Source organism: Polaribacter litoreus, assembly GCF_054584775.1.
Map to the genome: position 1 here is coordinate 23,744 of NZ_JBTLRD010000006.1, position 23,002 is coordinate 46,745.

The window sequence follows — 23,002 nt, forward strand, 5'->3', positions numbered from 1 at the left end:
CCATCTGTTTTGAAATATATTATAATATAAAATAAAAAAAGTATTTAAGAGTATACAAGAAAAAACTTGTAGAATGAAAGTTAACTCTATTTTTTTAAAGAAGCATTGATGATAGGTAGGTGGTTATATTTTAAAAAACGAGTTAATTAAAAATTAATTAACTCGTTTTACCAAACTTAATAAAAAACTAAATAATTAATTATAAATCTCTAATTGCATTACAGATAGTAGGCAAATCGAAATTTTCGTATAGGTTTAGCATTTCTTGTTCTGTTAAAGGAGGAGTTACTTTCCATCCACCATACCAGAAACCAAATTGATATTTTACACCTGCCTCTAAACAAGGTGATTTTCCATTTAATCTAGAGTTAGAAACTCTATCAAAATAAGACCAAGACCTATCACTTTCTTTTTTATAGTACACATACAGATTGTTTAATAAGTAAGTGGCATCAGGACACTCTAAGCTTAAATCTAAATTTCTTTCTTGATAACAGTCTGGGTTTGATATATCTATAGTTTGCCCATCCAAATCACATTTACTAACTTCTTCACTATAAATTACTTTAAATCTTCTTTCTTGGTAGCTATAGTAGTACATTGTTAGAATCATATCATCTCTAAGCATATTTAATGCTCTATTTCTATAATATCTAATATTTCTACTATTTACTTCGTAAGTACCATCAAAATACATATATCCCCATCTTAATGCTCTTTGTGGATTGTATTTATTAGCTACATGATAACGATAAAACGTTCTTTTTCCATCATTTTTAAATGTTACTCCACTTGATAAGGTATTACAAGATGGTGTTATTTCAAATCCGTAAGGATAAATACCAGGTCCTGCAGGAATGGTAACCCTAAAAGAAAGGTAAGTACGACCCCACCAAGAAGTTCTACTTGTTAATGGAATGTCTGCAATCTTTGTATTGGTATTGTTAAATGTTCTATAAAAAGAAATGATATCTCCTGCTTTTGCTCTTTGTCCTGTATTTGGGTTAATGGTATTGCTATTTACACTAAAAGAATAGGTTGTTGGTCTAGATACACCAGAAACTCTTCTACCATTTACATAGTAGTAAATACAATATAATGATCCTATTGGTGATAAATAAGAACCTGTTATATTATTTGAGCTAGTACTTTTAGCTGGGGCATCAATTTCTAAACTACCTGGAAATTCATTAAACCCACCTGCTAATGTTTCTGGGTTTGTTGTAATTTCAGAAAGTTCATCTAAAGTAGGAATAGTTGTATCAAAAGCTTGTAATTCTACGGTTACACTACCCCCTGTAATTGTATTACCATTTTCGTCATAAAACTCAGTATCTGCAGGTATAGAAACTTCTACAACATCATCTTCATCATTTGCTGGAGGAACTTCTAATAAAATTTCTTGAGTTGTTTTGTTATCTGTTAAACCTTCTGTAACAGATTGAAAGGATACAGCCTGTGGTAAATCTGATTCTTTTAACATAGAAATTTGAACTTCTTGTATGTCACTTCCATCAAAATTAACCTCTTGAGTTTTGGATACATAACCGCTTGCGCTAATTACTGCTGTTACACTTATTGGGTTTTCTGCACTTACAGTAGCATTTCTATTGATACCTAGAGTTACAAATCCGTTTTCTATTTTATAATCTCTTGTACCATTTACAGTGTATATTTTATCTGCATCTGCTCCTGAAAAGCTTAAATCTAAACTTTCTGATATGTCAGAACCATCTTTAGCATTAAAAACTTTCAAATTTACGATGCTAAACACAGGCTCAGCAGATACTTTTATTTCAAAATCATCCTGTAAATCGGTTACTTTTTGAAAATCACAAGCTGTTATCAACAAGCTTATTGCGAATAATTGTATTAATTTTTTCATGTCTTTTTTTTTTTAAAATGAGTAAGATAATCTAAATGATCCGTAAGGGATAAACTTAAAACTCTCAAAACTTTCGTTTAGTAAACCTTCTTGATCAGCAGTTTGCTCTATAATACCGGTTGCATCTAAAGTTATTTCTGGAGAACTTGAGATATACGATCCAAAATCGAATGCAAAACCAAGTCTTTTGTTGGCTACTGCTCTACCAAAACCTAAACCTACGTAAGGTGCAGTTTTAGACCAATTAAAATTAATATCTAAATTTCCAGAATCAGCAGCATTAAATTCTACTTCACCTACAGTAATATTTTCTTTAAATGTTGTAATTACATTAATATCATTAGAAGAAAAGAAACCAACTCCCCCAACAATTTTAAATGCATTTGAAAAAGGATGGTAACTTAACTTAATATCAATGTTATTAAAATCTAAACTGGTGTCGACTAACAAATCTTCGCCACTAATTTCTTGCTCTATACCGTCAATAGTGTACACAAGAGTATTGTAACTAGCTGTAATATATAGTTTATCTTTCTTTAAAGTTCTAGAGTAATCAAACCCTAAGCCTGTTCCAAAAGACACCCCAATTGCATTTTTTCTAACTTTAACAGAATCCATTGAAGATTCTTGTTGTGCATATTGATTTCCATAAATCAATATACCAAACATAATAGTAGTAATAATTTTTTTCATAGTTTAATTAATTGATTTGGTTGTGTTTCATAATTTTTTTTTTCATCTTATAATAGTTTTTTTATTGTTGGTATCGCAAATATGTGTTTTTATTATTACCTGTGCAATACCTAATAGTAAGTATTTTTTGTAAAATTTTAACAGTTACGATTAATAACCATGCATAATAATGAGAAAAATAAAAAAAATACACTTAACTAGTTAAAATTTTACAATCCATATTATTAGCAAATGAAACACTTTAACCAAAGCAAATGGCTTAATTAATACGACACATATAAAATAATTTGCTTATCCTTTAAATTTTTAAAAATTTAATTCCACATTTTAAACACATGTATTTTTTTGAAAATGGAATTATTCTCTCAAAGGGTTCTCTGAATATTCTTATTATGTTTTCTTTTTTATTAGATAATTCTTTACATTTTGGGCATTTCATTTTTTATTTAATTTACTTTTCTTTAAAACCACAACTAATGTATAAATTAACATGAGCTGAATATAACTTTTTAGGTTAATATGAATTTATTTTACTAGAAACAGCATATTGTTATTTCAGACATTACTGAGATAAAAATAAATTTTTATTGAAAGTAGCTTACGAAGCAAACAGTGTAGCTGAGAAATGTGAAATTTAAATTTCTCAATTTCAGTCATAATAACATTCGTCTCAAAAAAAATAAAACACTAATAATCAACGATTTTTAAATAAAATTCTTGTTAATTAGGTAAGCGTATTTACATCCCTAAAACTATAAAAAGGAAAAAAACAAATTGAATTTTTCCTTTTTTAAAAATTAAAACTTGTTGCTTTTAAAAATCTGTTCCTCCTGGAGCATCTAAACCTTCAGGATTTACGGGACTTGCTGCTTGAGCTTTTTTAGGATTTAAAATAATATAGGTTCCCAATGCAGTTAAGGCAGCATATTTACTGTAATTTCCTATTTTTTTTAAAGCCTCTTTTCTACAAATAATTTCTTTTGAATTTTTCATTTTCATTTTTATTTTATTAAAAATCTTTTAGTTAGCTCCACTTCTCCAACTTTTAATTTAATTACATAAATACCTGCAACCATAGATTCTGGTAAACTGATTTGTTTTAATTCCTTTGATATTTTTTTTGAAAGAAGTTTTTGACCTAAAATGTTATAAACATTCAATTCAGAATTATACTCTCCTACATCTATATTTAAGGTATTGTTATTTATAAAAATTCTGAAATTAGAATCAAGAGAAGCACCCACTGTGCTTAATGTTTTAGCCAAACTGGTGGTGTGTAAATAAAAACGCCCAAATTCATGTTTATCATTTTCTAATATTGTAGTTGAATATTCGCTACCCTTAAAATCTAGTCTTGTAAAAGTGTTGCGTTTTTTATCTTCTAAAAAAACTTTAAGATCATCAGGTAAATTTTCTATGTTTAAATTAAATGTTATTTCTTTGTTTAGACGTGCTTTGATTCCTAAAGGAATAATTGTGCCATCTATATTACTTTCTGGTAAACATTGTAAAGAAAAATTAACATCGTTTTCTAAAGACACCAATTTCGAATAGATGCCAAAACTTTCATTACCAGCATCAAAAAGACCTGCGTCATAGCCAAGATCTAAACCAGTTGTGGTATTTTCAAAATATCTTAATTTAGATAATTTTGTGCTACTTCCAGAAGTTGCTATGATATCAATTTTAAAGGAATTGTTTGCGCTTTTTGAAGAATTAGTAATTTGATGACTTAACATATTTTTAGTAATACTAATGGTTCCTCCACCAACTTTTGAAGCTATAAAAAAACCGGTTCCTGGTGGAATGAACTTAGCATCTGATGCGTTATTAATTACTTCAAAACCTTGGATTGTAGCATTCCAAAAATATAAACCTACAAATGATTCTTCTATTTCATTGATATTCGTATCCAAAATATTTGAAACGCCAGCATTTGTATTACCAGCTATATAAGAAGGATATGGATTTCCAATTAAATTCCACCTGTTTTGTGTACCATTAGTTATTGGTATAGATGTATTTATGTTTCTTATTGATCCTCCAAAAGTTATAAATCCGTCTCCAGATCGTTTTACAGTATATCCTACTCCAGAATTTATTGATCCTGTTGAGTTTTCTTTTACATACTCCCAACTAGACGTTGCTGGTAAAACATAACTATTATTGTAAGAACCAAAGCCTAAATTACCATTGGTACCTGATACTAAAGGTGCAGTACTAATAATATTTTCTATAGTTTCTCCAGTTACAGGAGATGATATCATTTGCCAATTATTAATAACATGTTTATTGTACACAATGCTTCCTGTAGATGTTCCACTAACTAAAATTGATGCACTTTGAGATGCAGACGAATTTAATATGATATTTCCTGTATTTGTTAAATCACCAGAAATATTGATAAAGGTATTAGCACTTACTAAAATAGTTCCTGCATTTTCTAACGATGCAATTTGAGCAGTAGGCTCATTTATCTGAACAACTCTTCCACTACCAACAATTACATTATCTGTACTACTTGGAATAGTACCCAAGCTCCAATTAGAAGCTCTATTCCAAACACCAAAAAAAGCGGTAAATTCGTTACTAACTAGAGAAACTTTATGTGTAGTAGTTTTTTTACTTTTTTGTTTTAATTTAATTATTAAATCATTTCCTTTTGAATCTATTTTATTTGTTGAGTTAAGGAATCCTGAACAAATTAAAAAGATTATCATTATTTTTTTTTTCATAAGTTTTATTTTATTTATCCCTATACAAAACTAAATTTAGTTTAAATGAATAATATACCTATAATTAGGTATTTAGCTTAAAAAGCTAATTATTACGAATATTTAAAATTTTATTATTTAAAAAATTGTTTTTTACAATTCAAGGTGTAGTAAAATCATATAAATTTATTTTTTGTACTGTTCATATAAAAAAAGAACTTTTCTTTATTATTTTTGTTTGTATGAATGCAACCTATTCTTTAGAAAATTTATCAACAATTGCTACTGACATCATTAGTAATGTAAAAAACAGAACCTTGCTTTTTTATGGGGAAATGGGTGTGGGTAAAACCACTTTAATCAAAGCAATTTGTAAAGCGTTAAATGTACAAGACAACATATCTTCTCCTACTTTTTCATTAGTTAATGAATATCAAACCACCGAAAATGAAAAAGTGTATCACTTTGATTTCTATAGAATCAATAATGAAGAAGAAGCTTTAGACATGGGGATTGAAGAATATTTTTATAATAATGATTGGTGTTTGATAGAATGGCCAGAAAACATCCAAAATTTACTACCTTTAGATGCTGTTGAAATTCATCTTTCTATTTTAGAAAATCAAAAACGTAATATTAAAATAAAATAAAAAGTAGATATGAGTCAATTTTCTCCTTTTAGTAAAAAAGAATTGCTACCACAAGCAGAAATGCTAGAGGTAAAGAAAAAAAAAGGAGAACTCTTTATAGGGCTACCAAAAGAAACATATCCAGGTGAAAAAAGAGTATGTTTAACACCAGATGCTGTTGCAGCTTTAATTGCACATGGGCATAGAATTGTTATAGAAACAGGTGCAGGAAATGGAGCAAATTTTACTGATAACGAATATTCTGAGGCAGGTGCAAAAATTTCTTATGATGTTAAAGAAGCTTTTAAATGTAATATTGTTTTAAAAGTAGCTCCACCAAATGACAAAGAAATAAACTACTTAAATCCACAAACCATACTTATATCATCACTTCAATTAAAAACACAATCTAAAAATTATTTTGAAGCCTTAGCCAAAAAAAGAATTACTGCTGTAGCATTTGACTATATTAAAGACGAGCACAACACCTACCCTGTTGTAAAATCGTTAAGTGAAATAGCGGGTATTGCTTCTATTTTAATTGCTGGTGAATTGATGAGTGGTGTGCACATAGGTAATGGATTGTTACTAGGTAATATTGGTGGTGTGCCTCCTTCTAGCGTTGTTATTTTTGGAGCTGGTACCGTTGGCGAATATGCTGCCAAAACTGCTTTAGGTTTAGGAGCTAGAGTTAAGGTTTTTGATAACTCTATTTCTAAATTAAGAAAACTGCAAGATTGTTTAAACTCTCCTATCTATACCTCTACCATTCAACCAAAATCTGTATCTAAAGCATTAATGCGATGTGATATTGCTGTTGGCGCCATTAGAGGTAAAAATAGATCGCCTATTTGCGCAACAGAAACTATGATAGAAACTATGAAAGAAGGAGCTGTAATTGTTGATGTTAGTATTGATAGAGGTGGATGTTTTGAAACATCAAATGTTACTTCTCATAGCAAACCAACTTTTATAAAACATGGAGTGATACATTATTGTGTACCCAATATACCTTCTAGATATTCTAGAACAGCATCTGTTTCTATTAGTAATATATTTATGCCTTATTTATTAAATATTGCAGATGAAGGTGGTTTTGAAAATGCAGCTCGTTACGATAAAAGTTTACGAAACGGAATGTATTTTTACCATGGTATTTTAACCAACAAAACTGTTGCAGATTGGTTTGATATTCCTTTTAGAGATATAAATTTACTTATTCTGTAAAAATAGCTTTTCTCCATTTTTAGTTTCTGCAAAACTTAAAGTTATCAACTCTTTAAAAAAACAAGCCTATAAGCCTATGTTTTGTAGTATAAAAGTATGCTTTACATTGATTAGAGTTGACTTAATTTTAAAGCATTTCACTTTTATTTTAATCTAAGATTTCAGTGAAAAGAAATTGATTTTTAGAGAAATTATGGGCAAAAATCGATTATTTTTGCAATTTAGAAAAATCAATATGTTACTTAAAAGAATAGGATATTTTTTAATAGGGGTTTCAATCAGTTCAATCGGAGTCTATTTTTTTTGGCAGAAAAAAAATGCAACTTTTGATTATGGTATGGATGCTAGAACCTTAAAAACAATTCGAATCAAAAAAAGGTTATTTTCTGCTGATGCTAAAAAAGTTCTACAAAACTCTGCTTTAGATACACTAGCAATAAATACTATTTTATACAATGGTGATGTTGATTTTGGAAAAAGTAAACCTAGAGAAAAACCCTGTGCATCCTATTATATAACAGGAAAAAACGAATTAGAAAATGTAAGTTTGTATGTTACACGTTGTGATTCTACAGCAACCATTGAGAGAATTATGATGAACTAAAGCTCTTACTAAGTAAATGAGTTAAGAAACCCAGAACTCTCTTTTTTTATTTAACTTTTCTTCTAATTTAATGTATTCTTCTGCTTCTTTTGGGGTGAGTACTTTTAAAAATGATGGATGTTGTTCAATAGCATATTCAATTTTTGTAACTATATCTGCAACTTCTTCGTTTTCATAATCTATTTCTAAAGGTTCTTTAATTACCATAGACTGTAAAACATTTTTTCTTTTAATATTTAATCCTTTTTTATCAAAAGAACGTCTAAAACCATCAATTACAATAGGTACAACAACTGGTTTATAGGTTTTTATAATGTGAGCAGTACCTCTTCTAATAGGTTTAAAAGGTGTAGTTGTACCCTGAGGAAAAGTAATTACCCATCCATCTTTTATGGCTTTACCAATATTAGAAATATCAGAATTTTTAACTTGTCTGTTTACATTTTTACCAGCGCTTCTCCACGTTCTATCAATAGAAACGGAACCTGCGTAAGCAAATATTTTTGGTAATAAACCAGCACGCATAGTTTCTCCAGCAGCTACAAAATACACATTAAGTTTTGGATTCCAGATATAACCAATATTTTTTATACTATCATCTCTACCACTCAAAGAAGCATTAAAAACATGAAACATTGCAGCTACGTCTGCAAAATAAGTTTGATGATTAGAAATGAATAGTACATTTTTGTCTGGTAAGTTTCTTAATATTTCAGACCCCTCTATTTTAAGATTATTAAACTTTCTATAACGTCCATGTGAAATGATTCCGAAAAGACGTATAATGAACTTTTTTATGAATAAATAATGTCCAAAAGGATTCCTTTTAAATAAGGGCATTTATATTAGGTTTTTCTTGGTTTAGCTAACAAAATTACAAAACAATTTAAGAATTTGCTATTTTAACAGTTCTTTAATTTCAGATAACATCATTCCTGTAGCTCCCCAAATAATATGATTATTGATGTTAAAACAAGGAACATCGATATTTTTCATGTATGAGGTAGATAAATTTACTGTGGTTAAATGTGTATCATCCAACAAATCTGTAAGCAAAATTTCTATGGTATTAGCCACTTCGTGATTAAGTATAAATTTTGGTCTTTCTGTTACATACCCCATAAAAGGTGTAGCTAAAAAATTACTTGGTGGTATGTAAACATCTGTTAATTCTCTTATTATTTCTACGGATGTTGAGCGAACTCCAACTTCTTCCCAAGTTTCTCTTAAAGCAGTTTCTTCTAGATTTTCATCTCTTTTTTCAATTTTACCTCCTGGAAAACTGATTTGAGCAGAATGTGTGCCTTTATAACTGGCTCTTTGGGTTAAAAGTAAAGTTGTTTGATTTTTATCATTTGGATAAAATAATGCCAAAACTGCAGCTTTTCTGGGGTTACTGGCCGCTATTTTTTCTTTATCAAATTTTAAGCGCAGTTTAGGTGCCATAATCAATTGTGCGTCTAAACCACCTAATTTTGTTGACTTTATGTTATCAATTTTACCCTTAAACTCTTTAAAATTCATTTTGATTAATTACTTTTAACAAACTTAGCCCATTCTAATACAAGAAATTATTTTTTGGCAAGCATTTTGAACTAACAATAATATGAATAAAAAATATAAAAAATTAATCTATAGTATCGCTTTAGATGCTGTTGGCCTTATACCTGTTCCGTTTTTAGATTTTGCTTGGGCACCAATTTCTAGTTATGTAATGACAAAAATGTACAAAGGCACAAAAGGTAAAATTGGAGGAATTATCAGTTTTTTCGAAGAAATTTTTCCATTTTCTGATATTATACCAACCTTTACATTAATGTGGATTTATACTTATATCATCAAAAAAGAAGATGCAATAGTAGAAAACAATAAGACCATTACAATTGATGTTTAATGGTTTCCTTTAAATAAAAACCCCAAACCCAATCTACTTAAAAACTTTTTTTCGAAAGCCCAAAAGAATTTAAACTGGCCAAATAACCAACCTACAATTGGTAAGGTTAGTTGATATATAGGAAAAATAAGTAAAATTCTAAGTGGCCAATACAACCAAGGATTTAATGTTTCTGGTGATAATCCCAAAAAATTAGTTACCGGTTTTGCAACCCATGCTGCAAAAGAGCCATTTACTGCAAATGCACAGAAAATAAAGAAAATAGACCAATTATTCTCTATTCCCCATCTTTCTTTTAATTTATCCATTACGCTGTTTCTTTAACTGTTTTTGATTTTCTAAACATTAACCAAACCCCTATTAAAACTAAAGGAATGCTTAACACTTGCCCCGTATTTAACGAATTAAAAACCCAATCTTCTCGTCCATCTACTTGTGCTTCTTTTAAAAACTCAATAAAAAATCGTAATGACCAAAGTACAACCGTAAACAAGCCAAACAAATAACCTAATTTTTGTTTTTTATCGGTTTTCCAATAAAGGAACCACATTACAAAAAACAACGTTAAATAACTAAATGCTTCATATAATTGAGTTGGATGTCTTGCTGCTGTTTCTCCTGCTCCTTTAAAAATTACCCCAAAATCTGAACCTGTTTCTTTACCGTAAATTTCTGAGTTAAAGAAATTACCAAGTCTTATAAAAAACCCAGCTAAAGCCACCATTATTGCTAATCTATCTAAAATAAATAACCAAGGTTTTTGCAAGTGTTTTTTAGCATAAAAATATAATGCAATCGGAATTGCAATAGCTGCTCCATGACTTGCAAAACCGGTAAAACCTGTAAATTTCCATGATCCATCTATTTTCTTAAAAGGAATAAAAATTTCTAATAAATGATGCTGATAATAATCCCAACTGTAAAAGAAAACATCACCCAAACGCATACCAACTAACATCGAAATAAATACATACATAAATAATGTATCTAGTTTTTCTGCGGGGATTTTATCTTCAATATATATTTTTTTCATTAAGTGTAAACCCAATAAAAAAGCGGCTACAAACATTAAACTGTACCACCTAACTACAAAAAAACCTAGGTCAATTCCTAATGATGGATCCCACTCTATTGCTAAAAAACTCATATTTTATATTTTTTGTCATTGCGAATGTAATGAAGCAATCTCTAATTAAAAAATAGATTACTGTGTTATTCTTACTCGTAATTACATTTCAATTATTTTTTTTTTCTGGAACAGGATCATAACCAGAACCTCCCCAAGGATGACAACTAAAAATTCGTTTCAAAGATAACCAACCTCCATAAAATAAACCGTGTTTTTGTAAAGCTTCTATAGTATAATGCGAACAAGTTGGAGCATATCTGCAAGTTGAAGGTGTATAAGGTGATATGGCTGCTTGATAAAAACGGACCAATAAAATAAGGAAGCCTCTTATCCCCCAAAAGGGGAATTTACTACTTGTTTTATTATTTGGGTTGTAAGACATTTAATCTTGAATTGCTTATTTGCTGCAATAAATTTATTTAAAAATATTTTCAGCCTGATTGTGGTTCCTTCCCTTTGGGAAGGTTAGGATGGGCATTTTAGTTAATTGAAAAAGTTGTGCCTTCTTTACCGTCTTTTAATTGAATTCCTAATTCAATTAACTCGTCTCTAATTTGGTCTGACAACCCCCAATCTTTATTTTCTCTGGCTTCTTTTCTTAGTTTAATTAACAGCTCCACTATTCCTTTTACTTTTTCAGAATTGTCTTGACTGGCTTCATTCATCAACCCTAAAACATCAAAAACAAAGGCGTTAATTGTGGTTTTAAATTCTGCTAAATCATCAGCAGTTAACGTGGCTTTCTTTTCTTTTATTTGATTAATCAATTTTACAGCTTCAAATAAATTTGATATTAAAATAGGTGTATTAAAATCATCGTTCATTGCTGCATAACAATCAGATTTCCATTTTTGCACATCAAAAGTAGAAGAATTACCTGCTGTTATTTTATCTAAATAAGAAATAGCTTCCATTAGTTTAGAATGCCCTTTTTCTGAGGCTTCTAAAGCATCACCAGAAAAATCTAAGATACTTCTATAATTGGCTTGCATGTTAAAAAAACGAACCACAGAAGCCGAAAATGCTTTTGGTAAAACGTCGTTTTCTCCTGTTAAAATTTCGTTTGGTAAAATAAAATTTCCTGTAGATTTAGACATTCTTTGTCCGTTTAAAGAAAGCATATTTGTATGCATCCAATAATTTACAGGTTTTACACCAGAACACGTTTTAGATTGTGCAATTTCGCATTCGTGATGTGGGAATTTTAAATCCATTCCTCCTCCATGAATATCAAAATTTTCGCCTAAATATTTTGTACTCATTACAGAACATTCTAAATGCCAACCAGGAAAACCATCAGACCAAGGAGAAGGCCAACGCATAATGTGCTTTTCATCGGCTTTTTTCCAAAGTGCAAAATCTTGTGGGTTTTTCTTGTCTGATTGCCCATCTAAAGTTCTGGTATTGTTTAATAAATCTTCTACTTTTCTACCAGATAGAATTCCGTAATTTTCTTTTTTATTGTATTCGTGTACATCAAAATATACGGAGCCATTTACCTCATAAGCAAATCCTTTTTCTAAGATTTCTTTAATCATTTCTATCTGCTCTACAATGTGGCCAGTTGCAGTAGGTTCTATACTTGGTGGTAAAAAATTATAGTTTTTTAAAACATTATGAAAATCTACTGTGTAACGTTGCACAACTTCCATAGGTTCTATTTGCTCTAAACGTGCTTTTCTAGCAATTTTATCTTCGCCTTCATCTGCATCGTTTTCTAAATGACCTGCATCTGTAATATTACGTACATAACGTACTTTATAACCTAAATGAAGTAAATATCTATACACCACATCAAAAAACATAAATGTTCTTACATTACCTAAATGTGCATTGCTGTATACTGTTGGTCCACAAACATACATACCTACATAACCTTCTGTAATGGGGTTAAAATCTTCTTTAGATTTTGATAATGAGTTGTAAACTTTAAGCTGATTTTCTTTATAGAGTTCCATTAAATAAGTGACTATTTATAGGGTTCAAAGATAGACACTTTAAGAAGAATAACGAAATGGAATTTGTTAGAAGTTTTGTAAAATAAAAGGGGATTTATTTGATAAGAATTGTACTATAATCTCCACTAACTTTTATCAAATTTTTAGTAGTGTTTGTATGAAGGGAATTTTTTAAATTTTGATTCTCCATTTTAATTCGGTTAACCTGATATTTATATTTTGTAGGAACATCTCCTAAAATTATAGTGGCATTAGATTGACTTAAATTTAAAATGAACTCCCCGAAATTAGGGTGAAAACTATTAATAATCAACTCACCAAATTTATCAGAAAGGGTTACATTTTGATTAATTTTTAAGATGTTTACACCAGAAGAATTATTATTCATAGTGGTATTTGTAACTGATGCTATTTTAGCATCAGTTACATTGTTTAAAAATAAAGTACAAGCATTTAAATTGTTGATATTGACTGGAGAATATTCAATAGTTAAGTTACTTTCATATAAATTATTAGCATCAAAAGAACCATACTTTACGTTACCAAAAGCAATTGTATTGGGTAATTTTACTTTACAATGACGTGTATTCAAATCGAAAGTTGCGCCTTTTGGAACTTTAATTTCTAGTCTTTTTTTAATTTTTACTTTTTTTCCATTTATTTTGATATCATTAGTACCAGAACTGAAATGAAAATTTAATTTTTTAAGCTCTTGCTTGGCTTTGGCTAAACTCTTTTTTATTTCCTCTGTATTAATTTCTTTAATTTTTAATTTGCCTTTTGCAAAAGTTTTTTTCATCTTTTCTTTAGATGCTGCTATTTCTTTACGCATTTTCTCTTTATCTACCTTCATTTTCTCTTTCAGCTCTTTATACGCTTTAGTTTTCTTAAAAGCTTCCCATTCTTCTTTAGAGTTTATCTCTATATCGTGGTTATCATCTTTCCATCTGAATTCGTATTTACCATTTTTGCCCATATTTTCTCCTAAATCGTCTAGGTCTTTAAAATCAAAGTCGAAATCAAAGTCCATGTCAAAATCTATGTCAGGCAATACAATAGCCTCTACGTTAGACATATCTATATCTGGGATTTCAAAATCAAAATTCATATCATCAAAAAATACAAAATCGTTTTTAAAAGTAAACCCATTACTACCTTTCGATGTAATTTTTACTTTCTTAGAATTCCCTAAAGCTTCAAACTCCCAGTTTTTAAAATATTTTTCGGCTTCATCTTTATCTATACCTTCAATTTCGATAAAAGCATCTACTTGCACTTCATTCTTAGCCCAAGTGGTTACATTAATATCTGTATTTGATGCGTTTATGGCAACTTCTACATCTTTATTGGTTTTAAAATTCTCGGTAAACTTTTTATCAAACTTTTGCGCAAATGTGGTTCCTAAAAAACCAATGGCTATAAAAGTTATGATTTGTTTATATAATTTGTGTTTCATTGTTTTGAGTGTTTAAATTTTTGAGTTGTTTTAATTGTTTTTTTAAACGTTGCAACAGCTGTAAGCGTAATTGTAAATTACGTATTAATGCATCTATAGTAACATCATTAACCCCATTTGTATTGAGCTCTTGGGTTAATAATTTGTATTCTTTAGTGAGTTCTGCAATTTTTAACAAATAACCATCTACAATTTCTTTATTCTCTTCGGTTAAATCTAACTGACTAATTTCTAAATTAATACTATTTGTATAGTAGGTTTCTATAGTATTAAATTCTGGTGATATGTTTCCTAAAGTAATTTCTTTGTTATTATTTTTTGTAGGAATTTCTTCTATATTTTCTGATGGATAAAATTGAATACCCAAACTAACCAACAATACAATTGATGCTGCAATAGACAACCATTTAAACGTATTCTTTTTTGGTTTTTGTTGATGCAACTCTTGTTGTAGTAAAGCTTCGAATTTAGTAGTGTGTTTGTTTGATAATTCGATGTTATCACCTTTAAAATCTTTTAATTTCTCTCTAATATCCTGCTGCATAACTCGTGTTTTTTAACTGTGCTTTCAATATTTTTCTGCCTCTTAATAAATGAGTTCTAGATGTATTTTCTGTTATATTCAAAACTTGCGCTATTTCTTGATGATCATAACCTTCTAACAAATATAAAGTGAGCACCAATCTATATTTATCCTTTAAATTATTTATTTTGTCTACAATCCTATCAATAGAAATAGTACAATCTACCTTCCAATCTTCATCATCAGTTATGGTGGTAACCTCTTCATTAATAGAAATTAATTCTAGTTTCTTTTTCTTTAAATAATCGATACTTTGATTAATTACAATTCTTTTTAACCAAGCCCCAAAAGCTACTTCATTTTTATAAGTATCTATATGTTTAAAGGCCTTAATAAATGCTTCTTGCATTATATCTTCTGCTATAAATTGATCTTTTACATATCTTAAAGCCACTATAAACATGCCTTTACAATATAAATTATACAATTGCATTTGTGCCTTTGCATTATTGTTTTTGCATTGGTCTATTATATTTTGATGTAACTGTTTGGTCTGTTGCATTTAAATCTTCTTACCTTATAGACGATACAATTTTAAGTGTGTTGCATTTTTTTAGATTAAATGTAAAACTGAAAAAATTTTCACAAAAAATCAGTGCACTTTGTAAAAAATATCTTGTTTCTTTTCGGTTCTCTTTTCTTAATTCTTAAATTTACATATTAACTTTTACAATGCACAAAAAACAATCTGCTTTACAAGAAAAAGAAGGTATTTCTCAACCAGAAACTACTAGTGCTACAAGTGCAGAAAGAATTAAACGAAACAGAGCTAAAAAAAACTCGACTGAGGAATTCGTTTCCAAAATTTTAAAAGGCAATATAACCTTTTTAAGCAAAGCCATAACTATGGTAGAAAGTACTCATGCAAATCATCAAAAAAAAGCCAATGCCATATTAGAAGGTTGTTTGCCTTACGCAAATAATTCTATTAGAATAGGAATTACAGGTGTGCCTGGTGTGGGAAAAAGTACATTTATTGAAGCTTATGGAAAATTTTTAACCAATAAAGGCAAAAAAGTTGCTGTTTTAGCTGTAGACCCAAGTAGTTCTGTGCATAAAGGTGCAATTTTAGGTGATAAAACTAGGATGGAGCAACTTGTTACTGATAAAAATGCATTTATTAGACCTTCTGCATCAGGAACATCTTTAGGTGGAGTTGCTCAAAAAACAAGAGAAACCATTATTTTGTGCGAAGCTGCCGGTTTTGATACCATTTTGATAGAAACTGTAGGTGTTGGACAATCAGAAACCTTGGTGCATTCTATGGTAGATTTCTTTTTACTCTTAAAATTAGCTGGTGCAGGTGATGAATTACAAGGCATAAAACGCGGAATTATAGAAATGGCAGACGCTATTGTAATCAATAAAGCAGATGGTGAAAATGAAAAAAATGCCAAAATTGCTAAAGTAGAATTCAATAGAGCCTTGCATTTATATCCTTTAAAAGAAAATAACTGGCAACCCAAAGTGCTTACTGCAAGCGCCTTAAATAATTTAGGAATTGATAAGGTTGATGAAATGATAAACAGGTATATTTCTCTTACAAAAAAGAATAACCATTTTAACATCAAAAGAAAAAATCAAAATAAATATTGGCTTTTAGCAACTATAGAGCAACAATTAAAAGATAATTTCTACAATAACGCTACAATAAAATTGGCTCTAGAACAAGAAGTTAGCAATTTAGATAATGCAAAAACCACTCCTTTTACAGCCGCTAAAAACTTGATTAATTTATCAAATTCACAAGAAGAAAACGCATAAATAATTTTGACTTAAGTAACATAACATCAAAATTTATACTATCCTTTTTGACCGTTATTGTTCGATAACAAAATATGTTTTATTTTTAGTAACTGTTAAATTACTCAGTATCTAATAAAAATCAAATGATTGCTAATTTTCTTTAAAGCACTATAACGTTCCCCAACTCCCAAAAATTTACTCGTTATTTAAGACTATATCTTTAAATGAGTAAATTTTTCTTTTTAGCAAACCTTAATCAGCAATTAAACATCTAAGTTGTTAGAAACAATTTGCTTAATTTTTCGATTTAGATATTTTAAAGAATTGTAACTTGTATGTTCTAAAACAATAACTACTAAATCGTCTTCTAAATAATTGGTAAGTGCAGTACTAAAACCGTTCCATTTGCCATAATGATAAATATTTTTATCGTTATTTCTATCCAATCTAAAACCAAAACCATAAGGTATTTTTCTGCCATAAATGGTTTTCCCTTTGGTGTACATTAAATCTAAAGATTCTTTTGATAGCAATTGCTTAGCATTTAAACCGCAGGTCCATTTATACAAATCCTCAAGAGTTGAATATACATTTTTATCGCCTACAATGGCATCATTTACAGTGCTACCAATTTTTAAATGCCTCCATCCTCTGTATAAACGATATCCAGTTAATTGATTTTTTCTAACACTATCATTTTGATAACTATACACATAGGTATTGTGCATCCCTAAAGGTTCAAAAAAGTTTTTTTGAAGAAAATTACGAAAAGAAGTTCCTGAAACTTTTTCTACTATAGATGCTAATACAAAATAACCCGTATTTGAATAATCGAAATTTCGGCCAGGTTTAAAAAATCGTTGTGCTTTGGTGAGTGGTAAAACGTTAATTAAATCTGTATTGGTTGGTGCATAATCCTCTTTCCATTCGTGTTCAGCAATCCAAAAATACTTTGGTAAGCCAGAAGTATGATTCAAAAGGTGAGTAATGGTGATGTTCTTGTAAGGAAAATTCGGAAAATAGTTATTTACAGTATCTGTAAGTTGTAGCTGGTTTCGTTCTTTTAATAACATTATAGCAGCTGCCGTAAATTGTTTACTAACAGATGCCAATTGAAACGTAGAGGCTTTTGTAATCGGCGTTTTTGTTCTAAAATCTGCATAACCAATCTGGTTTTCGTATACAATTTTTTTGTTTTTGGCAACCAATACAGCTCCGTGAAAATCGTGCCTTTTATGAACTCGTTGTAATAAAGAATCGATCTTATGGTTTACTTTGTTCGTAATTTTTTCTGGATAATACTCCAGAGGCACTAACAAACTCGGCTTTTCGTTTTTTATAACCGCTTCTTTTGCCGCAATTTTTGTTTTTTTAGGTTCAGAAATATTAAAAGCAAGAAAAGATAAGCTTGTGATAACTAATAGTATAATTGAGATGTATTTGATAAATTTTTTCAAAAAAAAGATTCTTATAGATGATGTAAAGTTAAAGAGGTTTCACTAATAATCAAAATACTATTTAAAAAACACTATTTGTAAAACAAAATGCCAAAAAATATATAGGCCAATTCAAACATTATGTAAGTGGTTGGGGTTAAATGATAAATATCATCTTTAATTTAAAAAATTATGTTTAAATTTATACTTAACAAAGACATAAGTTTATGTTTTTAAGTAGGTTAAACCTCATAGAATTGCAGTAAAAATCAATTTATCTACATTAAGGTGCAATCTATCGACACAAACATTTTAAAAGGCTTTAGGTGTAAATTTAAACGAAACTTAAGCTATAAATTTGTGTAAAATTAAATCTAAAATTAAAAATACCCTTATGAAAACAAGATTAATATTATCGTTATTTTTTATAGCTTTTTTACAAAGTTGTAGCCCAGAATTTACAGATACTCCTAAAGAAACCGTAGAATATATTCAAGATGATATCACTACATTAGTAGTACCTGAAGGACATGATTTAAGGCCCTTAGCCTTACAAAACACAAATATTAACTTATCTGAAAACTCTCGTGCAGATATGGTGAATATTAAAATGTTTAAAGTAGAAAATGATACGCAAGTATTATTGTACGAAGGTTTTATAAATAAAGAAAAATCAATTAGCAATATCACTAAAATACCCAACCATGTTGAGTTAATAGCTGTGCAAGCAGACTTGGCAACGGGTACTAGAGAATGGCTTGTTACGCCAGATGAATTACAAAATTTAAAAATTGAAGATGAAGAAAGAGTAGATACTGAAGAGGGTAAAACCACTACAGATACCAAAATAAGTGCAAAATCTAATGATGATAATCCACCAACATGGAATTGTAATGATTACCCTGAGTTTGATGGAAATGATGATGGTGATTATAGCATTACAAACAGCTCTACAAAAGGTATAAATGTAAATAAAAAAACAAATATTTATATCTGTGATGGTGGTTCATGGAGTCCATCTTACTTAAATGACAACAACAATAAACTTACCATTTATGTTGCGCAAGGTGGTACCTTAAAACTAACTGGCAACTTTAATTCAACCGTATATAATGATGGTACTTTTAATGGTGTAAACCTTGGAATGAACAAAAACAGTAAACTAGATAGTTGGGGAACTACTAATATTACAGGTAGCTTAAATACCAGCTCTAAAGATGTAAATGTTTATAGTGGTGTATTTAATATTTCTGGAACTTTAAATTTAAATAGTAACGGACATTTTGATAATGATGGTGGCCAAGTAAACATTGGTGGTCATGTTAACTCTTCTGGAAAATTTCACAATAAAGAAAACTCACAATTAAACATTGCAGGAAATTTTTCTATCAATTCAGGTGAGTTTGAAAATGAGTGTAAAACCGTAATTTCTGGAAACCTAATCAACAACAAACAAGCCGAATTTAGCAATGCCTCATACACTGTTATTACAGGTGCTCTTATCAACAATTCTAACATAGACATTAAAATACAAGAAGGCTCTATTTTTAAATGCGCTAGCATTATGTCTAATGGTAAAATAAAAGGAGACAAAGCATATTCTGTAATAGAAACAGGAAAAATAACGTTTAACGGAAATAATAGTTTTCAGGGAAGTTTAGATATTTGCTCTGACTATTATACAGAGAGCATGGGTAAAAATGATGTAATTAATACCTGCTCAACATTTATTTCTGTAGGTACTTGTTCACCTGGTTTTAATGCTGCTATAGATAATGATAACGATGGTGTAATTGAAGGCGTAGATGTTAATGATGCCAACCCAAATGTATCTTCATACAATTATCCGCAAGGAGAAAATAGTTTTTACACTTCATTATATGAAGATTTATATCCTTGTATGGGAGATTACGATTTAAATGACTTAGTACACAATTACAGCTATAAAGAGGGGGTAAACCAAAACGCTATGATTACCGAAATTGAATTCGATTATAAGTTTCCTGCAATGGGTGCTAATTTTAACAACAGTTTTGTATTAAGAGTGATTGATGAAGACGATGATGCTGTTTTAACACTAAATAATACTGATGCTTATGCTAGTAGTGAAATTACAAGATTGCACGATACTCAAAACAACACTACATTGTTTATTTTTAACAACTTAAAAACAATTTACACAGATAATTCTGGTGCAATTATAAACACAGTTAATATAGATTATGCTAACATTCCTGTAATTTCTGGAAAAGTTACAAACATGAACGGAGCTTATGATGAGTTTATGCTTAAAAACGGTGAATTAGGTCAAGAAATACACCCTGTATACAATGTATTGCATAGCAATTATCCTGCTTTAAATTTGCCTACCATGTATAACGATTCTAGTAATTTCTTAAACTGTAGTGATAACTCTTCTGGAAACACTCTTTTTGTGAATTCTAACAATTTCCCATGGGTACTTAGTGATTTACCTGTAGACTTACCATGGTCTAAAGAAGGAGTTTCTATTTTAGAAGCTTACCCTAACTTTGATGATTTTGTAATGTCAAATCCTAATTTAGATTGGTATTCAGACAAAAATGGAAACAGAGTAAAAGACAAGTTAAATAATTAAATCAACTTACATCTAAGCAAAAGGCACTTCATAATTACATTGAAGTGCTTTTTTTGTTTAACTAATGTTACTCCAAATTTTAGAAGTTTGTGTCATTTTAGTAAATGCTGTTTTAATAGCTACGTTTTCTGGTTTGGTTAAATTTGCATCTTCTTGCAACACTGCAATGGCTGTATTTCTTGCAGAAACTAAAATCTGAGAATCCTTAACAACGTCAGCAATTTTTAAATTTAAAACCCCACTTTGTTGTGTACCCATTATATTTCCTGGCCCTCGTAATTTTAAATCTACCTCTGCTATTTTAAAACCATCTGTTGTTTCTGTCATTGTTTTTAAACGTGTTTTTGCTTCGGATGATAACTTATAACTCGATAATAAAATACAATAACTTTGGTCTGCACCTCTACCTACTCTACCTCGTAATTGATGCAGCTGACTCAAACCAAAACGTTCTGCACTTTCAATAATCATCACACTGGCATTTGGTACATTTACCCCCACTTCTATAACCGTAGTTGCCACCATTATTTGGGTTTCTCCTTTTACAAAACGCTGCATTTCGTAATCTTTGTCTGCAGGCTTCATTTTACCATGTACAATACTTATTTGGTATTGGGGTGATGGAAACTCGCGAGCAACACTCTCATAACCATCCATTAAATCTTTATAATCCATAGCTTCAGATTCTTGAATTAACGGATACACAATATATACTTGCCTACCTTTTGCTATTTCATCTTTTAAAAATTTAAAAACAGACAATCGATTGCTATCAAAACGATGTACCGTTTTTACTTCTTTTCTTCCTGGTGGCAACTCATCAATAACAGAAATATCTAAATCGCCATAAACAGACATGGCCAAAGTTCTGGGTATTGGGGTTGCTGTCATTACTAAAATGTGAGGTGGTAAATCCCCTCCAACCTCCCCAAAAGGGAGGCTTTTCTCAGTTTTGTCAGTTCCCTTCCCTTTGGGAAGGGTTAGGGATGGTTCTTGAGCTAATTTATTCTTATTCCACAATTTTGCGCGTTGTTTCACGCCAAACCTGTGTTGTTCATCAATAATAGCAATTCCCAGCTTTTTAAATTTAACTTTATCTTCTAACAAAGCATGCGTACCTACTAAAATATGCAAAGTTCCTTCTTCTAAACTTTGATGTATTTCTCGTCGTTTTTTGGTTTTTACAGAACCTGTAAGGATATCAACATTGATATCCATTCCTGCCAATAGTTCTGAAACTGCTGTATAATGTTGATTGGCTAAAATTTCTGTAGGCGCCATAATGGTGGCTTGGTAACCGTTATCAATAGCTAATAGCATGGCCAATAAAGCTACAATCGTTTTTCCAGAACCTACATCACCTTGTAATAAACGATTCATATGCGCTCCAGATCCCACATCTTTTCGTATTTCTTTCAATACTCTTTTTTGTGCATTGGTCAACTCGAAAGGCAAATGGTTTTTATAAAAATTAGTAAACTTTTCACCCACATGTTCAAACACAAAGCCTTTGATTTTTGTTTTATTAACCAACTTTTTTCGAACCAATTGCAATTGAATAAAAAACAATTCTTCAAACTTTAAACGGTATTGTGCTTTTGCCAAATGTGCTTGACTTTTCGGAAAATGCACATTTAACAAAGCATCTCGCTTGTGCATCAATTTAAAATCATCAATAATTTCTTGAGATAAACTTTCTTGAATACCATCATAAACTTGTTGCAACAGGTGCTGAATATAAGAACGCATCAACTTGTTAGAAACGCCTGAATTAGTGAGTTTTTCTGTAGATGGATACACAGGCTGCATTTTGGTTTGCAACTTTTTTTTGTATTCGGTAACCAATTCTAACTCTGGATGCGGAATGCTAAAACTGCCATTATAATGGTTGAGCTTGCCATAAACCACGTAAGGCACATTAATTTTTAAGGAATCTTTAATCCATTTTTGCCCCTTAAACCATACCAATTCCATAGTACCTGTTGCATCTTGAAAAGTAGCCACTAACCTGCTGCCTCTTTTTTGCGCTACAGATTTTACGTTGGTAATTTGCCCAACAATTTGTACTTCACTAGAGTTTGGTTGCAAATCTTTAATGGCATAAAACTGGGTTTTATCTATATACCTAAAAGGGAAAAAATTTAATAAATCGTTACATGTTTTTATACCCAACTCTGTATACAAAAGGGTTGCTCTTTGTACACTTACTCCTTTTATGTATGTTATGGGGTAGTCTAAATTCAAAACTTGTATAAGTTGATGTACGAAAATAATTAATTTAGTTGAAAAGCACTATGGTAACCGAAAGGATTATTTATATTTTACGTTCTTAGGTTTTAGCATATAAAATTATTCATCGAATTGTAATACCTAGCAAAAAGAAATTATTATTTTAGCTTATTGCATGTAACGCTACAAAAAGAAATAAACC

21 protein-coding genes are annotated in these 23,002 nt (G+C 29.9%); 6 read left to right on the top strand and 15 right to left on the bottom strand.

Translation table 11 applies throughout. From position 1 onward, the window contains the following. Window positions 1-199: 199 nt before the first annotated feature. From ACW9UN_RS06465 to ACW9UN_RS06480, 4 genes are all read right to left on the bottom strand, one after another. Window positions 200-1,885: a hypothetical protein gene (locus ACW9UN_RS06465; protein WP_459484997.1), complete on the bottom strand. Its 1,686-nt coding sequence runs from the start codon at window positions 1,883-1,885 to the stop codon at window positions 200-202. Between the two features lie 12 nt (window positions 1,886-1,897). Further along, window positions 1,898-2,578 carry a hypothetical protein gene (locus tag ACW9UN_RS06470; RefSeq protein ID WP_459484999.1) on the bottom strand — a complete coding sequence of 227 codons (681 nt, stop codon included), beginning with the start codon at window positions 2,576-2,578 and terminating at the stop codon, window positions 1,898-1,900. A gap of 813 nt (window positions 2,579-3,391) precedes the next feature. Next, complete coding sequence (locus tag ACW9UN_RS06475; RefSeq protein WP_459485001.1) at window positions 3,392-3,571, bottom strand: hypothetical protein; 180 nt, start codon at window positions 3,569-3,571, stop codon at window positions 3,392-3,394. 8 nt (window positions 3,572-3,579) lie between these two features. After that, window positions 3,580-5,313 carry a T9SS type A sorting domain-containing protein gene (locus tag ACW9UN_RS06480; protein ID WP_459485003.1) on the bottom strand — a complete coding sequence of 578 codons (1,734 nt, stop codon included), beginning with the start codon at window positions 5,311-5,313 and terminating at the stop codon, window positions 3,580-3,582. 221 nt (window positions 5,314-5,534) lie between these two features. Here ACW9UN_RS06480 and tsaE point away from each other — a divergent pair, with 221 nt between their 5' ends. The 3 genes from tsaE (at window position 5,535) to ACW9UN_RS06495 (ending at window position 7,752) form a co-directional block, all read left to right on the top strand. Continuing rightward, on the top strand, window positions 5,535-5,942 hold the full coding sequence (gene tsaE, locus ACW9UN_RS06485; protein ID WP_459485005.1) for a tRNA (adenosine(37)-N6)-threonylcarbamoyltransferase complex ATPase subunit type 1 TsaE: 408 nt from the start codon (window positions 5,535-5,537) through the stop codon (window positions 5,940-5,942). Between the two features lie 9 nt (window positions 5,943-5,951). Further along, a complete protein-coding gene (locus ACW9UN_RS06490; RefSeq protein ID WP_459485007.1) occupies window positions 5,952-7,148 on the top strand; it encodes an alanine dehydrogenase in 1,197 nt (398 codons plus the stop codon). Between the two features lie 235 nt (window positions 7,149-7,383). After that, a complete protein-coding gene (locus tag ACW9UN_RS06495; RefSeq protein ID WP_459485009.1) occupies window positions 7,384-7,752 on the top strand; it encodes a DUF4258 domain-containing protein in 369 nt (122 codons plus the stop codon). Between the two features lie 21 nt (window positions 7,753-7,773). Here the strand turns inward: ACW9UN_RS06495 and ACW9UN_RS06500 are convergent, their stop codons facing one another. Together ACW9UN_RS06500 and ACW9UN_RS06505 are read right to left on the bottom strand one after the other, a co-directional pair. Then, complete coding sequence (locus ACW9UN_RS06500; RefSeq protein ID WP_459485011.1) at window positions 7,774-8,592, bottom strand: lysophospholipid acyltransferase family protein; 819 nt, start codon at window positions 8,590-8,592, stop codon at window positions 7,774-7,776. A gap of 57 nt (window positions 8,593-8,649) precedes the next feature. Then, window positions 8,650-9,276, bottom strand: a complete 627-nt coding sequence (locus tag ACW9UN_RS06505; RefSeq protein WP_459485013.1) for an NUDIX hydrolase — start codon at window positions 9,274-9,276, stop codon at window positions 8,650-8,652. 82 nt (window positions 9,277-9,358) lie between these two features. Here ACW9UN_RS06505 and ACW9UN_RS06510 point away from each other — a divergent pair, with 82 nt between their 5' ends. Next, window positions 9,359-9,646, top strand: a complete 288-nt coding sequence (locus ACW9UN_RS06510) for a hypothetical protein (RefSeq protein ID WP_459485015.1) — start codon at window positions 9,359-9,361, stop codon at window positions 9,644-9,646. On the opposite strand, the gene ACW9UN_RS06515 is transcribed toward ACW9UN_RS06510, so the two are convergent. The 7 genes from ACW9UN_RS06515 to ACW9UN_RS06545 form a co-directional block, all read right to left on the bottom strand. After that, the gene (locus ACW9UN_RS06515; RefSeq protein ID WP_459485017.1) at window positions 9,643-9,954 is read right to left on the bottom strand and encodes a DUF6787 family protein; all 312 of its coding nucleotides are present in this window, start codon (window positions 9,952-9,954) and stop codon (window positions 9,643-9,645) included. The genes ACW9UN_RS06510 and ACW9UN_RS06515 overlap by 4 nt on opposite strands. Next, entirely contained in the window at window positions 9,954-10,793 is an 840-nt protein-coding gene (gene lgt / locus ACW9UN_RS06520) for a prolipoprotein diacylglyceryl transferase (RefSeq protein WP_459485019.1), read from the bottom strand. The genes ACW9UN_RS06515 and lgt overlap by 1 nt, the downstream gene beginning before the upstream one ends. Window positions 10,794-10,881: 88 nt before the next feature. Then, window positions 10,882-11,157, bottom strand: a complete 276-nt coding sequence (yidD, locus tag ACW9UN_RS06525) for a membrane protein insertion efficiency factor YidD (RefSeq protein ID WP_459485021.1) — start codon at window positions 11,155-11,157, stop codon at window positions 10,882-10,884. Between the two features lie 97 nt (window positions 11,158-11,254). After that, window positions 11,255-12,733 (bottom strand): cysteine--tRNA ligase, encoded by a 1,479-nt coding sequence (gene cysS, locus ACW9UN_RS06530; protein ID WP_459485022.1) that lies wholly within the window; start codon window positions 12,731-12,733, stop codon window positions 11,255-11,257. Between the two features lie 94 nt (window positions 12,734-12,827). Further along, a complete protein-coding gene (locus ACW9UN_RS06535; RefSeq protein WP_459485024.1) occupies window positions 12,828-14,189 on the bottom strand; it encodes a hypothetical protein in 1,362 nt (453 codons plus the stop codon). Beyond that, complete coding sequence (locus ACW9UN_RS06540) at window positions 14,170-14,733, bottom strand: hypothetical protein (protein ID WP_459485026.1); 564 nt, start codon at window positions 14,731-14,733, stop codon at window positions 14,170-14,172. Before ACW9UN_RS06540 ends, ACW9UN_RS06535 begins: the two co-directional genes overlap by 20 nt. After that, complete coding sequence (locus tag ACW9UN_RS06545) at window positions 14,717-15,274, bottom strand: RNA polymerase sigma factor (RefSeq protein WP_459485028.1); 558 nt, start codon at window positions 15,272-15,274, stop codon at window positions 14,717-14,719. The genes ACW9UN_RS06540 and ACW9UN_RS06545 overlap by 17 nt, the downstream gene beginning before the upstream one ends. A gap of 170 nt (window positions 15,275-15,444) precedes the next feature. Here ACW9UN_RS06545 and meaB point away from each other — a divergent pair, with 170 nt between their 5' ends. Then, the gene (meaB, locus tag ACW9UN_RS06550; RefSeq protein ID WP_459485030.1) at window positions 15,445-16,536 is read left to right on the top strand and encodes a methylmalonyl Co-A mutase-associated GTPase MeaB; all 1,092 of its coding nucleotides are present in this window, start codon (window positions 15,445-15,447) and stop codon (window positions 16,534-16,536) included. A 245-nt stretch (window positions 16,537-16,781) separates the two neighbouring features. Here meaB and ACW9UN_RS06555 read toward each other — a convergent pair whose 3' ends face one another. Then, window positions 16,782-17,975, bottom strand: a complete 1,194-nt coding sequence (locus ACW9UN_RS06555; RefSeq protein WP_459485032.1) for a serine hydrolase domain-containing protein — start codon at window positions 17,973-17,975, stop codon at window positions 16,782-16,784. A gap of 373 nt (window positions 17,976-18,348) precedes the next feature. Between ACW9UN_RS06555 and ACW9UN_RS06560 the strand changes: the two genes are divergently transcribed. After that, a complete protein-coding gene (locus tag ACW9UN_RS06560) occupies window positions 18,349-20,571 on the top strand; it encodes an LruC domain-containing protein (RefSeq protein ID WP_459485034.1) in 2,223 nt (740 codons plus the stop codon). Between the two features lie 57 nt (window positions 20,572-20,628). Here the strand turns inward: ACW9UN_RS06560 and recG are convergent, their stop codons facing one another. Further along, complete coding sequence (recG, locus tag ACW9UN_RS06565; protein ID WP_459485036.1) at window positions 20,629-22,815, bottom strand: ATP-dependent DNA helicase RecG; 2,187 nt, start codon at window positions 22,813-22,815, stop codon at window positions 20,629-20,631. Between the last annotated feature and the right edge of the window lie 187 nt (window positions 22,816-23,002).

Bases quoted from the DNA above. Each gene is read 5' to 3' on its own strand.
- ACW9UN_RS06465 (WP_459484997.1), bottom strand. From the start codon at position 1,885: ATGAAAAAATTAATACAATTATTCGCAATAAGCTTGTTGATAACAGCT.
- ACW9UN_RS06470 (WP_459484999.1), bottom strand. From the start codon at position 2,578: ATGAAAAAAATTATTACTACTATTATGTTTGGTATATTGATTTATGGA.
- ACW9UN_RS06475 (WP_459485001.1), bottom strand. From the start codon at position 3,571: ATGAAAAATTCAAAAGAAATTATTTGTAGAAAAGAGGCTTTAAAAAAA.
- ACW9UN_RS06480 (WP_459485003.1), bottom strand. From the start codon at position 5,313: ATGAAAAAAAAAATAATGATAATCTTTTTAATTTGTTCAGGATTCCTT.
- tsaE (WP_459485005.1), top strand. From the start codon at position 5,535: ATGAATGCAACCTATTCTTTAGAAAATTTATCAACAATTGCTACTGAC.
- ACW9UN_RS06490 (WP_459485007.1), top strand. From the start codon at position 5,952: ATGAGTCAATTTTCTCCTTTTAGTAAAAAAGAATTGCTACCACAAGCA.
- ACW9UN_RS06495 (WP_459485009.1), top strand. From the start codon at position 7,384: ATGTTACTTAAAAGAATAGGATATTTTTTAATAGGGGTTTCAATCAGT.
- ACW9UN_RS06500 (WP_459485011.1), bottom strand. From the start codon at position 8,592: ATGCCCTTATTTAAAAGGAATCCTTTTGGACATTATTTATTCATAAAA.
- ACW9UN_RS06505 (WP_459485013.1), bottom strand. From the start codon at position 9,276: ATGAATTTTAAAGAGTTTAAGGGTAAAATTGATAACATAAAGTCAACA.
- ACW9UN_RS06510 (WP_459485015.1), top strand. From the start codon at position 9,359: ATGAATAAAAAATATAAAAAATTAATCTATAGTATCGCTTTAGATGCT.
- ACW9UN_RS06515 (WP_459485017.1), bottom strand. From the start codon at position 9,954: ATGGATAAATTAAAAGAAAGATGGGGAATAGAGAATAATTGGTCTATT.
- lgt (WP_459485019.1), bottom strand. From the start codon at position 10,793: ATGAGTTTTTTAGCAATAGAGTGGGATCCATCATTAGGAATTGACCTA.
- yidD (WP_459485021.1), bottom strand. From the start codon at position 11,157: ATGTCTTACAACCCAAATAATAAAACAAGTAGTAAATTCCCCTTTTGG.
- cysS (WP_459485022.1), bottom strand. From the start codon at position 12,733: ATGGAACTCTATAAAGAAAATCAGCTTAAAGTTTACAACTCATTATCA.
- ACW9UN_RS06535 (WP_459485024.1), bottom strand. From the start codon at position 14,189: ATGAAACACAAATTATATAAACAAATCATAACTTTTATAGCCATTGGT.
- ACW9UN_RS06540 (WP_459485026.1), bottom strand. From the start codon at position 14,733: ATGCAGCAGGATATTAGAGAGAAATTAAAAGATTTTAAAGGTGATAAC.
- ACW9UN_RS06545 (WP_459485028.1), bottom strand. From the start codon at position 15,274: ATGCAACAGACCAAACAGTTACATCAAAATATAATAGACCAATGCAAA.
- meaB (WP_459485030.1), top strand. From the start codon at position 15,445: ATGCACAAAAAACAATCTGCTTTACAAGAAAAAGAAGGTATTTCTCAA.
- ACW9UN_RS06560 (WP_459485034.1), top strand. From the start codon at position 18,349: ATGAAAACAAGATTAATATTATCGTTATTTTTTATAGCTTTTTTACAA.